The organism is Streptomyces sp. NPDC002092 (assembly GCF_053593775.1).
Window position 1 is genome coordinate 303,685 of sequence record NZ_JBSFDG010000002.1, and the last position, 15,567, is coordinate 319,251.

The following is a 15,567-nucleotide window of genomic DNA, read 5'->3' on the forward strand; positions in this document are numbered from 1 at the left end:
GGGACAGCCCTCAGAAACAAATGGAGAGTCATGCCGGCCCCGCAGAACACGAACCCGAGCTGGGCTCTACGCGGAAGGTGATGGGCGGGCAGTAGCCCTCCTCCGCCAGCCAGGCGCGGGCCCGGCCGCGCTGTCGCTCATCGCGGAACCGGTGGTAGCGGCTCCAGGAGCGCTCGTCACCCGCGAGGACGGCCTTGAAGCGCCGGAAGGCGCCCCGCCCGCCGATGGCGATCCGCAGCCGGTCGGCAAGGGCAGCGTCCTCCATCTCCTCGATGAACAACTCCATGTCCCGGTAACCGGCCCTGGACCCCAGAGCCGGCACATACAGCCATCGCTCCGGATCGTCGTCCTCCTCAGCCTCGGGCCCAGGCCCCAGCTCATCGGTGAACGCCGGCCAGCACTCCCCGGTGGACAGATCGATCCGGCCACCGGACTCGGCCGGGTCGCCCTCCAGCAGCATGGCGAGCATCTCCAGATCGACCGCGAGCGGACGCAGGAGGGGGATCGCCGCATCTCCCGTGGCCACGCGCAACCGGTCCGCCAGCTCCCTGTCGCCCCGGAAGCCACGCTCCTGGAGCGCGGCGAGAAACAAGGCCGCCGTCTCCGCGGCCCCCGGCAGCCCCTGCTCCCCGGCCCACCGGACCAGCCGGTCGACCAGCAGCCCGCACGCCGTCTCGAACTCGTCCTCGGCCTCGGGTTCGAACCGCATCCGCATGAATTTCGTCCAACCGTCAGCAGCAGCCCTTGCCGTGCCACGTTATCGCCGAACCGGGGTCGGCAATTCGGCCAAGGACGAGCGGCCCGCTACCTCAAGGGCAGTACATGGTGGTTGTCGCCCGCAGCAAACGCGGCCTTGAACTTCCTTGTGGCGAACCGGACTTCGCCGTACAGACTCACGACACAGAACGGCACGCTCCGTGGCCGATCCCGAAAGACCAGGCCATCCCAGCCGTCTGCCCCGACCAGGAACGACCAGGGCCGGCGACGGCGGTGCCGACGGCACGGGCCTGGCCGGCGGGGAGCCCCTCGTCAGCGGGCGTCCGCCTCGGGCTCCGGACGCGGGAGCTCGTCGAGGTCGAGGGTGAAAGTGCGGCCGTCGGCCAGGTGGATGGGGAGCTTGCCCGTGCCGTACTTGTGGGTGTGTGCCGCGATGTAACCGGTGGCGGTCGGCTGGGTGTGAAGGACGACTTCCTGGGCGTAGGGGTCCACGACCAGGTAGATCGGGATGCCGTAGCGGCCGTACTTCGCGGTGCAGTCGTCGTAGTCCTTGCGTGCGGAGGAGGTCGAGACGACCTCGGAGACCAGCAGGACGTCGTCGAAGCTGTAGCGCTTGCCCTCCCGGCGGGCGTCCTCGCGCAGGATGGCCAGGTCGGGTGCGGAGTGCTCGTCGGCGGGGAAGTCGATGTAGACGTCGGAGACGGTCTTCGCATGGCGCCCGAGGGACACGATGGTGTCGAACTGCATCGACTTGATCGTGCTGGAGTGCTCGACGCTCTGCGGGGTCATGATCACCTTTCCGTCGGCCCCGAACAGGACCGTGTACCCCTTGGGGAACTCGGTGTGCACGATCGCGTCGACGCTCATGGACGGCTCCTTCCCGTGTGCGGTCAGGATACGACGGACAGTGCCGCGTCGCCGAGCCCGGCGGTACGGCCGGGAGACCGGTCCGGACGGCTTGTGCGGCCGGCTCACCGACGATGCCGGAGATCCGCAGGGGGCCTGTCGCACCGCCAACGAATAGGTAGGCCAACGAGGTGCCGGCTGGGTGACGGCGGCCCCGGGGCTGGTCTCGGCGGTCCGCTCCGCGAAGCAGTTCCTGACGTACGTCTCCTCCGGCCCCTTCCAGTACGCCGTCGCCGAGGCGCCGGCACTCCCGGACAGCTACTTCACCGCCTTCCGCGAGGACATGCTGGCCAAGCGCGACCTGCTGGCTGCGGGCCTCGCGGACGCCGGCTTCAAGGTCTTCCGGCCCGCCGGCACCTACTTCATCACCACCGACATCCGCCCCCTCGGCGAGAGTGACGGCTTCGCCTTCTGCCGAGCCCTGCCCGAGCGCGCCGGGGTCGTCGCCATCCCGAACGCCGTGTTCTACGACCACCGCGAGGCGGGCGCCCCCTACGTGCGGTTCGCGTTCTGCAAGCAGACGGCGGTCCTGGAGGAGGCGGTCGGGCGGCTCAAGGCGCTGGCGGGCTGATCCGGGGCCTGTCACGGCGCCACGCCGAGCGCCGCGAGACCGTACCCGGCCGGACGCCCAGGGCTCGCGCATGCCCGGTTGACCCTGCACTGTGCCGGTGTGACCCACGCCAGCACCCTCACTCGTTCCGCCGTCGCGGAGCCTGCCGCCCAGGGGCGTGTCCATGCGACCCGGGTGGCGGCCATGGCCACCGCGCTCGGTCTGTTCCTCGCCGTCCGGCTGCTCGGTGTCGCCACGCTGGCCCTGGTGGCCCGGGCGACGACCGGCAGGGACGCCCTCGGGCTGCTCGGGCGGTCCTGGGACTCCGTGTGGTATTTGGGGATCGCCGCCCACGGGTACGGCCGCATCCAGCACCCCCGCACGGGGGTCATGTTCAGCGACATGGCGTTCTTCCCGCTCTACCCGGCGCTGGTGCGGGCCCTGCGCGCCGTGAGCCCGCTGGGCGGGGGCGCGTCCGGGCTGGTGCTGTCCTGGACCGCGGCCGCCGTCGCCGCCTGCGGGATCTACGCCATCGGTGCCCGGCTGCACGGCCGTGCCGTCGCGTTCGCGCTGGTGCTGCTGTGGGCGCTGCTGCCGCACTCCGTGGTGCTGTCCATGGCGTACACCGAGCCCCTGCTGACCGCGTTCGCCGCCTGGTCGCTGTACGCGGTGCTCGCCGGTCGCTGGCTGTGGGCGGGTTCGCTGGCGGCGCTGGCGGGGCTGGCCCGGCCCAACGGGTTCGCGGTCGCCGCGGCGGTGCTCGCGGCGGCCGCCTGCGAGGTGTGGCGGTGCCTTCGTGAGCGCCGCAAGGTTTCCCACAGGCTGTGGACGGGCGCCGCGCTCGCCCCGGCCGGGTGGACGGCGTACATCCTGTGGGTCGGGCACCACCAGGGCGATCTCCTCGGCGGCTACTTCGCGGTGCAGCGGCAGTGGGGCTCCCGGTTCGACTTCGGGCGGGGCTCGCTCCAGTTCGTCAAGCACCTGCTGCTGCACGGGGACCGGTTCGTCTTCCCGATGACGATGGTGATCGTGGCGGCGGGCGTCGTGCTGTACGCCCTCCTGCTCGCCGACCGCGCCCCGCTCCCGCTCCTCGTCCACAGCGGCGTGCTGCTGCTGATCGCGCTCGGCGGCTCCGGCTTCTTCGAGTCGAAGCCCCGCTTCCTGCTCCCGGCGTTCCCGCTCCTGCTGCCCCTCGCCCAGGCCCTCGTCCGTACGGCGAGAGCCCGGCCGTGGCACGCGACCGTGGTGGTCGCCGCCCTGGCCGGGCTCTCGTTCGCTTACGGGGCGTATCTGATCGTGATCGCCAACATGCCCCTGTAGGGCTGTGGCGTGGTGGAAGCGGGCGGGAGGACTACTCCTCGTCGTCCCCGGGCTTCTCGTCCGCCTCGTTGATCTCCTCTTCGAGGCCGAGCTGCTCGACGAGCCACTTGTCGAACTCGATGGCGGCCCGTACCCAGCTGACCGTGGAGGAGACGAAGTGCTCCAGGCTGACGCCGGTGCCGATCAGCATCTGCGCCTCACCGATCAGACGGACGGTGCCGTCGTCGTGGGTGTGGCTGTAGACCTTGGGCCACAGGGTCCGCCGGTTCCAGTCGTCGATGGACTCCAGCAGCTGGGGCTTCTCGTCGATCTGGTGGGGGCGGTCGTAGAACGTCCGCACCGAGAAGACCTGCTGGTCGCCCTCACCGCGGAACATGAAGTACGTACGGAACTGCTCCCACGGCGCCGCGAGGTCACCCTCGTCGTCGACGACGTACTTGAGCTCCATCTGGTCGAGGAGCTGCTTCACGAGGTCCTGATCCGGGACGACGGGGCCCGCCGGTCCTTGGGGCTGCGGCTCGGGCTGGCCCCCGAAGTTCGGAATCGAGGACGGGTCGATGCTCACCGTGTTTTTCCCTTCGTACGGATGCCGCCATCCTCCCCCATGCGGGGAGGGGGGTGGCAACCCCGGGCGGCCCTGTCAGCCCGTGGCTGACACGATCCGGTGTCCCGGGAACGCGACCTGCGGATACCCGGCCAGTGCGATGATCCTTCCGTGCGTCTGCCGAGAGCGCTGCGTTGGTTGCTGTGGACCCTGTGGCTGGGGTGCCTGGTGTTCGCGGTCTGGTTCTTTGTCACCGTGTACCTCGCCATGACCGACGTATGACGTGCGGCGGGCCCGCCACCGGGAGGTGGCAGGCCCGTGCGGCATGTGGCCGGTCACAGCGTCTTGCCCGTGGCGGGCCCCACGATCAGCCCCTCGCCGAACGCGTCCACCCGGACCGTGTCGCCGTCCTTGACCTCGCCGGAGAGGATCTCCTTGGCGAGGCGGTCGCCGATGGCGGTCTGGACGAGGCGGCGCAGGGGGCGGGCGCCGTAGGCCGGGTCCATGCCCTCGTCGGCGAGCCAGGCCAGGGCCTCGTCGGTGACCTCCAGGGTGAGGCGGCGCTCCGCGAGGCGCTTCGCCAGCCGGTCGATCTGGAGGCGGGCGATGCGGCTCAGTTCGTCCTTGGACAGGGCGGAGAAGACGACCAGGTCGTCGAGGCGGTTGAGGAACTCCGGCTTGAAGGAGGTGCGGACGACCTCCAGGACCTGCTCCTTCTTCTCCTCCTCGCCGGTCAGCGGGTCCACCAGGAACTGGCTGCCCAGGTTGGAGGTCAGGACCAGGATCGTGTTGCGGAAGTCGACCGTGCGGCCCTGGCCGTCCGTCAGGCGGCCGTCGTCCAGCACCTGGAGGAGGACGTCGAAGACCTCGGGGTGGGCCTTCTCGACCTCGTCCAGCAGGACCACCGAGTACGGGCGCCTGCGCACCGCCTCGGTCAGCTGGCCGCCCTCCTCGTAGCCGACGTAGCCGGGCGGGGCGCCGACCAGGCGGGCCACGCTGTGCTTCTCGCCGTACTCCGACATGTCGATGCGGACCATGGCCCGCTCGTCGTCGAAGAGGAAGTCGGCGAGGGCCTTGGCGAGTTCGGTCTTGCCGACGCCCGTCGGGCCCAGGAAGAGGAAGGAGCCGGTCGGGCGGTCCGGGTCGGCGATGCCGGCGCGGGTGCGGCGGACGGCGTCGGAGACGGCCTGCACGGCCTCCTGCTGGCCGATCAGGCGCTTGCCCAGCTCCTCCTCCATGCGCAGGAGCTTCTGCGTCTCGCCCTCCAGGAGGCGGCCGGCGGGGATGCCGGTCCAGGCGGCGACGACGTCCGCGATGTCGTCGGAGCCGACCTCGTCCTTGACCATGGTGTCCTTGGACGCCTCCTCCTCGGCTTCGGAGGCGGCCTCCAAGTCCCTTTCCAGGGTGGGGATCTCGCCGTAGAGGAGCTTGGAGGCGGTGTCGAAGTCACCGTCGCGCTGGGCCCGTTCGGCCTGTCCGCGCAGCTCGTCGAGCTTCTCCTTCAGTTCACCGACGCGGTTGAGGGACTGCTTCTCCTTCTCCCAGCGGGCGGTCAGGCCCCGCAGCTCCTCCTCCTTGTCGGCGAGGTCGCGGCGCAGCCGCTCCAGGCGCTCGCGGGAGGCCGGGTCGGTCTCCTTCTCCAGCGCCAGCTCCTCCATCTTCAACCGGTCGACGGCGCGCTGGAGTTCGTCGATCTCCACGGGGGACGAGTCGATCTCCATGCGCAGGCGGGAGGCCGACTCGTCGACCAGGTCGATGGCCTTGTCGGGCAGGAAGCGGGAGGTGATGTAGCGGTCGGAGAGGGTGGCGGCGGCGACGAGTGCGCTGTCGGCGATCTGGACCTTGTGGTGGGCCTCGTAGCGGCCCTTCAGACCGCGCAGGATCGCGATGGTGTCCTCGACGGTCGGCTCGGCGACCAGGACCTGCTGGAAGCGGCGCTCCAGGGCCGGGTCCTTCTCGATCCGCTCGCGGTACTCGTCGAGCGTCGTCGCGCCGACCATGCGCAGCTCGCCACGGGCCAGCATCGGCTTCAGCATGTTGCCGGCGTCCATGGCGGAGTCGCCGCCGGCGCCCGCGCCCACGACGGTGTGCAGCTCGTCGATGAAGGTGATGATCTGGCCGTCGGAGTCCTTGATCTCCGCCAGGACCGTCTTCAGCCGCTCCTCGAACTCGCCGCGGTACTTCGCACCCGCGACCATCGCGCCGAGGTCCAGCGCCACCAGCCGCTTGTCCTTGAGGGACTCCGGTACGTCGCCCTTGACGATCCGCTGGGCGAGTCCCTCGACGACGGCGGTCTTGCCGACGCCGGGCTCGCCGATGAGGACCGGGTTGTTCTTGGTGCGGCGCGACAGCACCTGCACGACGCGGCGGATCTCCTGGTCGCGGCCGATGACCGGGTCGAGCCGGCCCTCGCGCGCCGCGGCCGTGAAGTCCGTGCCGAACTTCTCCAGGGCCTTGTACTGGCCCTCCGGGTCGGCTGTGGTCACCCGGCGTCCTCCCCTCGCCTGCTGGAAGGCCTCCTGCAGCTTCTTCGCACCGGCCCCCTGCCCGGACAGTACGTCACCGGCGGCGCCGCCCTTCGCGGCGATGCCGATGAGCAGGTGCTCGGTGGACAGGTACTCGTCGCCGAGGTCCCTGGCCCGCTCGGCGGCGTCCGCGATCACGGCGAGCAGCTCGCGGTTGGGCTGCGGGGGCGCGACGGTGGAGCCGGTCACGCTGGGCAGCCCGGCGAGGATCTTCTCCGCGCCGGCCCGTACGGCCGCCTGGTCGGCGTCGACGGCGGCCAGCAGGTCGGTGATGTTCTCGTTGTCCTGGCCCTGGAGCAGGGCCAGGAGCAGATGGGCCGGTGTGAGGTCGGCGTGCCCGTCGGTCAGGGCCCGCTGCTCGGCCGCCCTGAGGGCGTCCCGGCTCCGGTTGGTCAGCTCGGCGTCCACTGTCGCGTTCTCCTCCTGATGTCAGCCGTCGGCCGCGTCTCCCAGTACTGACTCAGTCAGCGTACACAAAGTTGAGTCTATTCCACTCAAGGAGGCGGCCGGGAGGGTCCGGGGGCTAAGTTCCGGAGCCATGGCGACCTACTCGCAGGACCCGGGTGCCCCCGACGCCGCGTATCTCGACTTCTGGCGGGAACGGCACTTGTGCACGCTGACCACCCCGCGCCCGGACGGCAGCCCGCATGTGGTGCCCGTCGGGGTCACCTACGACCCCGGCGCCGGTCTCGCTCGGGTGATCACCAACAGGACGAGCGCCAAGGTGCTGAACGTGCTGGCGGCCGGCGACGGGGGCGCCCGGGTCGCGGTGTGCCAGGTGGACGGCCGGCGCTGGGCGACGCTGGAGGGCCTGGCCGTGGTACGGACCGAGCCGGAGCGGGTGGCGGAGGCGGTGCGGCGTTACGCCGAGCGCTACCGGCGCACGCCCGGGCCGAACCCGTCACGTGTGGTGATCGAGATCGAGCTGACGCGGGCGATGGGCCTCGTATGACGGCTGGGGCGGTCGTGGCGCCGGGGACTGCTTTCAGCCAGTCCCCGGCGGCGGCCGAGTATGCCGATATGTCGAAATGTCCCGCAAAACTGCAGCGGCGTCACCGTGTTCAGGTCACGGTGACGCCGCTGCGGGGGGAAGCACCTGAGCGAACTGTTACGACGGGGGATTCGCGTCAGGCACTGCGGGGGGTGGCTGAGATGGTCCGAACATCGGGGGTTTCCGGTTCCACCAGCCGGTGGTCTCGTTGGTCGAGATTCACAAAGATCATTCCGTACCGAATGGCACATCGCACAGGCTGCGGCGCCCCCCGAGGCCGCCGCAGACACCGGTACGCCCGTACGTCCTCGTCCTCGTCGCGCGTGACGACGACCGGCTCACCGAAGACGGTCACCATCAGCGAGTCACCGGCGTGGGGGATCGCGGTGACAAGGTCGATGAAGTGCCAGCCGGAGCGGTAGGCCGTGGCCATTTCGCGGCGGAAGGAGCGGTCGTCGGGTGGGGTGGTCATGACCCGGCGACCCACGTGCTGTCGCTGGGAGCGCCCCAGGTGCTGTCACCCGGGACGTCGGACGCCCTCACCAGCCACGTGCTGTCGCCGGCATGGGCGGCAGACACGGACGTCGTCTTCCAGGTGCTGTCCTGCGCGGCATCGCCCTTCGCCCCCGAGAGGCCGCCCAGTGCTCCGAGGGCCACGGCGGCGGAGAAGGCGGCGACAAGCGCCGAGCGAAGCATTCTCTTATGCATAGTCGGCTTCGTCCTCATTTGAAGGTCACCTCTCCCCCGTCCGAATACGACGATGGCCCATTCCGGCACGTCATGGCCACACAAACGATGCATCATGTTCCTGCACGTTCAGGACCCTGGGGGGTGGAGATTTGGCGATAAATGAGACTAAGCGGACACATCCTCATGGACTGACGGACCTGTGCGAGGACGGACGCCGCCTCTACGGGAGCGCTCTCCGGACGGGACGCATCGCCCGTACCGATGTGGAGCCCGCGCCATGCCTGATGGAGTTCGCCCTCCTTCATCCCGATCCCGACGACCCGAACTGGCTGCGCCCGGTCCCCCCCTCGGTCGCGCTCGCCCAGCGGCTCAACCCGATCGAGAACGAGATCACCCAGCGCAGGCGGCTGTCCATCGAACTCGCTGACGCTTTCGAGCCGTTCATGACGCTCAGCGCCCAGTCGACGGCGACCACGCACTCGATCACCGTCCTGGAGGGCCTCGACCGGATCAACGCGGCGCTCGATCTGGCCACGGCCCAGTGCCGGACCGAGATGCTCACCGTCCAGCCGAGCCGCCGCCGGCTCGAGCACACCCTCGCCCAGGGGCTGAACCGCGACCGGCCGCTGATCGAACGCGGCTGCCGCATCCGCACCCTCTACCAGCACCCGGCCCGCTACAGCCCGGAGACGCTCGCCTACGTCGCCCAGTTCACCGACGGCAAGGTGGAGTACCGCACGATCGACGAACTGGTCGAACGGCTGATCATCTGTGACGAGACGGTGGCCTTCATCCCGACCCGCGACGACGGCGAGGTCGCTCTCGAACTGCGTCATCCGGGACTCGTCCGTTACCTGATCAAGGTCTTCGAGTTCATGTGGAACCGTGCGGTCCCGCTGAGCGCCGGCGCCCCCTACGAGACCGCCCCCGACGGCATCACCGAGATCCAGCACTCCATCGCCAAGCTCCTCGTCGAGGGCCATGTCGACGAGGCGATCGCCCGGCGCCTGGGCATGAACGTCCGCACCTGCCGCGCCCACATCGCCAAGCTGGCGACGGCCCTGGGCAGCGGCAGCCGGGCCCAGCTCGGCTTTCTCATCGCGCAGTCGGGTCTCCTGAAGCAGGAGCCCTGACACACGTTCGGAACGTTCGCAGGAAGCCGTCGGAAGAAGCCGGAGGAAGAGGTCACTCGTGACGACGCAGGCGCACCGGCACGGCCCGGAGGAGCTGTGCGAAGCGGGCCTCGAGCTGTACGGCCGCGCCCTGCGGCCGACCCGGGCGGCATCACGACCCGCCAACGCACCATCGCCGCGCTCCTGGTGGAGGGCCACACCGACGCCGTCATCGCCGCCCGCCTCGGCATGAACGTCCGCACCGCCCGCGTCTACATCGCCAAACTGGCGGCCGCACTGGGCAGTGAGAGCCGGGCGCAGCTCGGCTATCTCATCGGACAGTCGGGGATTCTTGACCCGGAAGGGTGACCGACGGGGCGACGTCCGCCGGGTGGCCATGCCCGTCGAGGCCCACCTGGGCGATACGGACGCCGAGTTGGGTGCGGCTGGCCGCGCCGAGGGTCTCCGAGAGCCGCGCGATATGGGCGCGGCACGTACGCACGCTTATGCCGAGCCGCTCCGCGATCACCGCGTCCTGGTGGCCCTCCGCAAGGAGCGCCGCGATGGACTGCTCCCGGTGCGAGATGCCCTCGATGCCGGTGTCGGGCAGCGGCGCGGTCAGCGGGATCGCCAGCCGCCACAGCCGGTCGAAGACCGTGACCAGGTACTCGACCAGCGCCGGGTGGCGCAGCTCCAGCGCCAGGGTGCGGTCCGCGTTCGCCGGGATGAACGCCACCGTGCGGTCGAAGAGGATCAGCCGGTCGATGACCTCGTCAAGGGTGCGGGCCTCGACCGAACCGCCCATGAGTTCGAGGTAGTTGAGCAGCCCCTGCCCGTGCCGGGCCACATGCGTGTACAGGTCGCGCATCCGCACGCCCCGCCCGCGCAGCGCCAGCGCCCGGTGCAGCCCCTCGGTCAGCTCGTGCTCGGGGCGGATGCCGCCGGGCTGGACGGTGAGGACCTCCGTGGTGCACGCCTCCGTCGCCTGGTCCATGGCGGCCTGGATACGGGAGAGCCCGTCGAGGACGCGGATCGCGGCCCCCTCCCCGACGCCCGGACCCCGCGTGGCGGGGCCGAGGCCCGCGTACCGCTCGACGGCGGCGACCGCCGCGCCCACCCGCCGCTGGCTCGCGCTGACCTCGTCGTACACCCCGCGCAGCAGTCTGGTCATGACCTCCTGCGGGGACGTCGGGACCAGCCAGTCCATGTCGTCGGGGTCCGGGTGCAGCAGGGCCAGCTCCAGCAGGCACGGCACCGGTTCGGCGTCCCGGCGCGCCACCCGGCCCCGCCGTACGGCCCGGGAGTACACGCGGTCCCCGGCGTCGCACAGTCGGTCGGCACCGTGTGGATGCTCATCCGTCCCGTGCCCGGCCATCGCCCATCCCACCCCCGGTTCCACCGTCTGTCGCAGCGCAACTATGCGCGGCCCGGACCAGCTCCGCAACACGGCTCGGTCCGAACCGAGCGCCCGAAACCACCCGTAGGTACTGCTATTTCCGGCCCTCCGCCGACCGTTCCGCAACAAGCTGACGGTGGTTCGCGGCAATCGCGGGTTGCCACGAAGAAACCGCTGTCTCGCGCAAGCTCCCGGAAATACGTCAGTGATCACCCCGTTACACACCGCCCTTAACGTCCCCTCATGGCGGACATATTTGACGCATACGCGTTGGCCGACGCGTGGGACGAGATGTTTGAGCGGCCGGGTGAGGTCAGGACCGCCTACGAGCCGGTGCTGGCGGCGCTACAGCCCATCGAGCCGAGCGAACTGAGATTCCGGGCCGACCAGATGGCCAGATCCTTCACGGACCGCGGCGTGACCTACGCCTTCGCGGGCGAGGAGCGGCCCTGGCCGCTGGACCTGGTGCCGCGCATCCTGGACGCCCTCGAATGGGATCTCATACAACGCGGGGTGAGCCAGCGAGTCAGGGCCCTGGAGTCCTATCTCGCCGACGCCTACGGGCACTGCCGCGCCTTCGAGGACGGCGTGGTGCCCTGGCGGCTGCTGCTCAACTCCCCGCACTTCCACCGGGCGGCCCAGGGCGTCGAGCCACCGGGCGGTGTCCGCATCCACGTCGCGGGCATCGACCTCGTTCGAGACGAGGCCGGGGACTTCCGGGTGCTGGAGGACAACGTACGGGTCCCCAGCGGAGTCTCGTACGTCATCGAGAACCGCCGGGCGATGACCCGGATCTTCCCGTCCCTGTTCGCGGAACAGCACGTGGTGCCGGTCGACGGGTATGCGCAGAAGCTGCTCGCCGCGCTCCGGGCCGCCGCCCCCGGCGGGGTGCAGGACCCGCGGGTCGTCGTCCTCACGCCGGGCCCCAGCAACGCCGCCTACTTCGAACACGCGCTGCTCGCCCGGCTGATGGGCGTGCAGCTGGTCGAGGGGCACGACCTGGTGTGCCGCAACAACCGGGTGTGGATGCGCACCACACGCGGTGAGGTGCCCGTCCATGTCGTATACCGGCGCCTGGACGACGACTTCCTCGACCCGCTCCACTTCCGGCCCGACTCGGTGATCGGCTGCCCCGGCATCATGGGCGCCGCCATGGCGGGCAACGTCACACTCGCGAACGCCGTGGGCAACGGGATCGCCGACGACAAGCTGCTCTACACATACGTTCCGGATCTCATCCGCTACTACCTCTCCGAAGAACCGATCCTCCCCAATGTCGAGTCCTACCGGCCCGACGAACCAGGGCAGTTGGAGGCGGTTCTCGACCAGATCGACCAGCTCGTCGTCAAGCCCGTCGACGGCGCCGGAGGGCAGGGCATCGTGATCGGCCCCAAGTCCGACAAGGACACCCTGGAGCGCACTCGCAAAGCCGTCACCGCCGACCCGCGCGGCTTCATCGCCCAGCGGCCCGTCGCCCTGTCCACCTCGCCCACCCTCGCGGGCGAGCGCCTGGCGCCCCGCCACATCGACCTCAGGCCGTTCGCCGTGAACGACGGCAACGATGTCTGGGTGCTGCCCGGCGGTCTGACCCGCGTCGCCCTCCAGGAGGGCAACCTGATCGTCAACTCCAGCCAGGGCGGCGGCTCCAAGGACACGTGGGTGCTCGCGGAGGGCCCCGCCGAGCAGCCGGCGCCCGAGCCGGTCGGCGCGCTCCCCTCCGTCGCCCCGCGCCGGCTCGGACCCGACGGCACCCGTGCCGTCGTACAGGAAGGGGCCCAGCAGCAGTGAACGACGTGATCCTGTCCCGGATAGCCGAGGCCCTGACCTGGACCGGCCGCTACGTGGAGCGCGCCGACGCCACGGGCCGCATCCTCGACGCGTATCTGCACCGGCTGCTGGAGGACCCCTGGCGCGACGAGGACGCGGCCTGCCGGTCGCTGTACGCGATCCTCGGCATGGACGCGGGCGACGGCCCCTGCGACATGCAGCAGGTGCTGGACCAGTTGGCCTTCGACGCCCTCTCGACGGGCTCCATCGAGGGGGCACTGGGCGCCGCCCGGCTGAACGCGCGCAGCGCCCGTGAGGCCATCTCCTCCGAGATGTGGGAGTGCCTCAACTCCACCTGGCACGCGCTGGCCGACCAGCGGATGGCGGCCCGCCGTACCGGCCCGTACGCCTATCTGGAGCTGGTCCGCCGCCGGGCCGCGCTCTTCTTCGGGCTCGCCGACTCGACCATGAGCCGGGACGACAGCTGGCGTTTCGTGGTGCTGGGCCGCAGCCTGGAGCGGGTGGACATGACGGTACGGCTGCTGTCGGTGCGCGTGCTGGACGCCGTGCACGCGCCCGACTGGCCGACGCTGCTGAGCGCTTCGGGCGCCGACGAGGCGTACGCCCGTGTGTACGGCGGTTTCGGCGACACCCCTCGGGTGGCCGAATTCCTGCTGCTGGACCGGGACTTCCCGCGCTCGGCGCTGCATGCGCTCACGACGGCGGAGGAGTGCCTCACCGCGCTCGGCCGCCCCCGCCAGGACCCCGCGCGCCGCCCCATCGGGCGGCTGCGCACCCGTCTCGAATATCTGGACACGCACGCTCTGGAGAACCAGCTGCCCGCGCTGCTCGGCGATCTGCAGCAGGCCTGCATGGCGTCCGCGGACGCGGTGGCCGAGCGGTTCTTCCCGTACCAGGGGCCCATCGAGTGGGCCCAGGAAGGAGCGTGAGATGACCGCCGAACGCGTACGCCGCCTCCGTATCGAGCACACCACCCGGGTCTCCTACGCCCAGCCCGCGGCCTCCTCGCACAACGAGGTCCGCATGACCCCGCTGACGCTCCCGGGCCAGACCACCCTGGACGCGCGGGTCACCGTCAACCCCACGACCTCCACCTGGGCGTACTGGGACTACTGGGGCACCCAGGTCACCGGCTTCGACCTGATGGACCCGCACGGCGACCTCACCATCACCGCCTCCAGCCTGGTCGAGACCTCCCCGCCGGAGGCGCTGCCGCCCGCGCCCACCTGGGCCGAGGTGGCCGAACGCATCGCGAACTCCCGGCTGCTGGAGTTCGCGAGCCCGACCGGCCGTACGACGGTCCCGGCGAGGCTCGTGAAGAAGGCGCGGAAGGCGGCGGCCGGCCTCGATCCGCACGAGACGGCGGTCGCGGTCTCCGCGCTGGTCGCCGACCGGGTGTCGTACCTGCCCGGCGCCACCAGCGTGAACACCTCCCCCGCGGAGGCCTGGGAGCAGGGCGCGGGTGTCTGCCAGGACATCACCCATCTCACCGTCGCGCTGCTGCGGGGCGTGGGCCTGCCGGCCCGCTACGTCTCCGGCTACCTCCACCCGGAGCGCGAGGCCGAACTGCACCGGCCCGTCGCCGGGCAGAGCCACGCCTGGATCGAGTACTGGGCGGGCGACTGGTGCGGCTACGACCCCACCAACCGCACCCGCGCCGACGAGTCCCACGTCGTGGTGGCCCGCGGCCGCGACTACGACGACGTCACTCCGCACAAGGGCATCTACCGGGGCGTGGCGGGCGGCCCGCCGGACGTGTCGGTGGTGTTCACGCGGGTGGGATGACCCGAACCGGCGGCGAAGGGGCCGGGGCGCAGCCGCCCCGGCCCCTTCGAGTGCCGCCCGCCTCCGGCTACTTGAGGCCGATCGCCGAGCACTCCGACGCGAACTTCGACGTGCAGATCTGGGAGACCTTGTAGATGCCGTCCGCGACGACCGTCGACTTGATGTTCTTCCTCGTCAGCGCGGTCACGGTGACGAGCTGCGCGGGGATGCCCTTGTCGGTGGGGCTGTCGACGGTGTCCTGGGTGAGGGCCTCGAACTCGATCTCCTTGCCCTGCACCTTGGCCACCGCCATCTGCGCGGCCGCGGCGGCTTCCTGCGGGTACGACTTGTACACGCTCATGTACTGCTCGCCCGAGACGATCCGCTGCACGGCCTCCAGCTGCGCGTCCTGGCCGGTGAGCGGCGGCAGCTTGGTGACGCCGGCGTTCTCCAGGGCCGTGACGATGCCGCCGGCCATGCCGTCGTTGGCGGAGTAGACGCCGGCGATGTTGTTCTTGCCGATCGCCTCGATGGCCGCCTTCATGTTGGCCTGGGCGTTCTTCGGGTCCCAGTCCTTGGTGTCGTACGACTTGGCGATCGTCACCTTGCCGTTGAGCTCGGACAGGGCACCCGCCTTGAACTGCTTGGCGTTCGGGTCGGTGGGCGAGCCGTTCATCATGACGATCTTGTAGGAGGTGTCGGCGTTGCTGCCCAGCGCCTCCAGCAGGGAGCGGCCCTGCACCTCGCCGACGAGCTCGTTGTCGAAGGAGATGTACGCGTCGATCGGGCCCTCGGCCAGCCGGTCGTAGGCGATGACCGGGATACCGGCGTCCTTCGCCTTCTTCACCTCACCGGCGATGGCGTGCGAGTCCACGGCGTCCAGCAGGATGATGTCGACCTTGTCGTCGATCATCTTCTGCATCTGGGCCGCCTGCTTGGCCGCGTTCTGGTCGGCGTTCTGGTAGTCGACCTTGCCCTGCTCCTTGGTGAGCGAGGCGACCTGCTTCTTGATGATGGGGTAGTCGAAGTCCTCGTACCGGGTGTTGGCCGTCTCCGGCAGCAACAGCCCGATGGTGACGTCGTTGCCCTTCGTGGGGCTCGCCGAGCTGCTGTCCCCCGTCACGTTCAGCACGCCGCAGGAGGAGAGCGACAGAGTCATCGTGGACGCTGCCACGGCGATGGCGGTACGACGCGTGGGACGCATGCAGGAGCTCACTTCTGGTGTCTTGCGGACGCGGGCGCAAAAATGCGACCCAGGTGACTG

Annotated in this window: 14 protein-coding genes and 2 pseudogenes; 8 read left to right on the plus strand and 8 right to left on the minus strand. The window is 70.3% G+C overall.

Features of this window, described 5'->3' with window-relative positions; genetic code table 11:
• Nucleotides 1-28: 28 nt before the first annotated feature.
• Together ACWCRD_RS05325 and ACWCRD_RS05330 are read right to left on the minus strand one after the other, a co-directional pair.
• Nucleotides 29-709 (minus strand): UPF0158 family protein, encoded by a 681-nt coding sequence (locus tag ACWCRD_RS05325; protein ID WP_450964616.1) that lies wholly within the window; start codon nt 707-709, stop codon nt 29-31.
• Nucleotides 710-1,029: 320 nt separating this feature from the next.
• Complete coding sequence (locus ACWCRD_RS05330) at nt 1,030-1,584, minus strand: Uma2 family endonuclease (protein WP_450964617.1); 555 nt, start codon at nt 1,582-1,584, stop codon at nt 1,030-1,032.
• Between the two features lie 175 nt (nt 1,585-1,759).
• Between ACWCRD_RS05330 and ACWCRD_RS05335 the strand changes: the two are divergent.
• Both ACWCRD_RS05335 and ACWCRD_RS05340 read left to right on the plus strand, forming a co-directional pair.
• Nucleotides 1,760-2,194, plus strand: a pseudogene (locus ACWCRD_RS05335) (aminotransferase class I/II-fold pyridoxal phosphate-dependent enzyme); the annotation flags it as partial.
• A 99-nt stretch (nt 2,195-2,293) separates the two neighbouring features.
• Nucleotides 2,294-3,493, plus strand: a complete 1,200-nt coding sequence (locus ACWCRD_RS05340) for a mannosyltransferase family protein (protein WP_450964618.1) — start codon at nt 2,294-2,296, stop codon at nt 3,491-3,493.
• 31 nt (nt 3,494-3,524) lie between these two features.
• Here the strand turns inward: ACWCRD_RS05340 and ACWCRD_RS05345 are convergent, their stop codons facing one another.
• Entirely contained in the window at nt 3,525-4,058 is a 534-nt protein-coding gene (locus ACWCRD_RS05345; protein ID WP_344406035.1) for a YbjN domain-containing protein, read from the minus strand.
• Between the two features lie 314 nt (nt 4,059-4,372).
• Entirely contained in the window at nt 4,373-6,970 is a 2,598-nt protein-coding gene (gene clpB / locus ACWCRD_RS05350; RefSeq protein WP_450964619.1) for an ATP-dependent chaperone ClpB, read from the minus strand.
• Between the two features lie 130 nt (nt 6,971-7,100).
• On the opposite strand from clpB, the gene ACWCRD_RS05355 reads away from it, so the two are divergent.
• Nucleotides 7,101-7,514, plus strand: coding sequence for a pyridoxamine 5'-phosphate oxidase family protein (locus ACWCRD_RS05355; RefSeq protein WP_344406039.1), 414 nt, complete (start codon nt 7,101-7,103; stop codon nt 7,512-7,514).
• 175 nt (nt 7,515-7,689) lie between these two features.
• On the opposite strand, the gene ACWCRD_RS05360 is transcribed toward ACWCRD_RS05355, so the two are convergent.
• Nucleotides 7,690-8,025: a Rieske (2Fe-2S) protein gene (locus ACWCRD_RS05360; protein WP_030942119.1), complete on the minus strand. Its 336-nt coding sequence runs from the start codon at nt 8,023-8,025 to the stop codon at nt 7,690-7,692.
• On the minus strand, nt 8,022-8,249 hold the full coding sequence (locus ACWCRD_RS05365; protein WP_450964620.1) for a hypothetical protein: 228 nt from the start codon (nt 8,247-8,249) through the stop codon (nt 8,022-8,024). The genes ACWCRD_RS05360 and ACWCRD_RS05365 overlap by 4 nt, the downstream gene beginning before the upstream one ends.
• Nucleotides 8,250-8,431: 182 nt before the next feature.
• Here ACWCRD_RS05365 and ACWCRD_RS05370 point away from each other — a divergent pair, with 182 nt between their 5' ends.
• Together ACWCRD_RS05370 and ACWCRD_RS05375 are read left to right on the plus strand one after the other, a co-directional pair.
• Nucleotides 8,432-9,376 carry a helix-turn-helix transcriptional regulator gene (locus ACWCRD_RS05370; protein WP_450964943.1) on the plus strand — a complete coding sequence of 315 codons (945 nt, stop codon included), beginning with the start codon at nt 8,432-8,434 and terminating at the stop codon, nt 9,374-9,376.
• Between the two features lie 144 nt (nt 9,377-9,520).
• Nucleotides 9,521-9,724, plus strand: a pseudogene (locus tag ACWCRD_RS05375) (LuxR C-terminal-related transcriptional regulator); the annotation flags it as partial.
• On the opposite strand, the gene ACWCRD_RS05380 reads toward ACWCRD_RS05375, so the two are convergent.
• Nucleotides 9,687-10,730, minus strand: a complete 1,044-nt coding sequence (locus ACWCRD_RS05380) for a LuxR C-terminal-related transcriptional regulator (protein ID WP_450964621.1) — start codon at nt 10,728-10,730, stop codon at nt 9,687-9,689. The pseudogene ACWCRD_RS05375 and the gene ACWCRD_RS05380 overlap by 38 nt on opposite strands.
• A gap of 264 nt (nt 10,731-10,994) precedes the next feature.
• On the opposite strand from ACWCRD_RS05380, the gene ACWCRD_RS05385 reads away from it, so the two are divergent.
• Genes ACWCRD_RS05385 through ACWCRD_RS05395 form a run of 3 tightly spaced genes read left to right on the plus strand, consistent with a single transcriptional unit; the run spans nt 10,995 to nt 14,324 of the window.
• Entirely contained in the window at nt 10,995-12,539 is a 1,545-nt protein-coding gene (locus ACWCRD_RS05385) for a circularly permuted type 2 ATP-grasp protein (protein ID WP_450964622.1), read from the plus strand.
• The gene (locus ACWCRD_RS05390; RefSeq protein ID WP_450964623.1) at nt 12,536-13,468 is read left to right on the plus strand and encodes an alpha-E domain-containing protein; all 933 of its coding nucleotides are present in this window, start codon (nt 12,536-12,538) and stop codon (nt 13,466-13,468) included. Before ACWCRD_RS05385 ends, ACWCRD_RS05390 begins: the two co-directional genes overlap by 4 nt.
• A gap of 1 nt (nt 13,469) precedes the next feature.
• The gene (locus tag ACWCRD_RS05395) at nt 13,470-14,324 is read left to right on the plus strand and encodes a transglutaminase family protein (protein WP_450964624.1); all 855 of its coding nucleotides are present in this window, start codon (nt 13,470-13,472) and stop codon (nt 14,322-14,324) included.
• A gap of 67 nt (nt 14,325-14,391) precedes the next feature.
• Here the strand turns inward: ACWCRD_RS05395 and ACWCRD_RS05400 are convergent, their stop codons facing one another.
• Nucleotides 14,392-15,507: a sugar ABC transporter substrate-binding protein gene (locus tag ACWCRD_RS05400; RefSeq protein WP_450964625.1), complete on the minus strand. Its 1,116-nt coding sequence runs from the start codon at nt 15,505-15,507 to the stop codon at nt 14,392-14,394.
• Nucleotides 15,508-15,567: the final 60 nt, after the last annotated feature.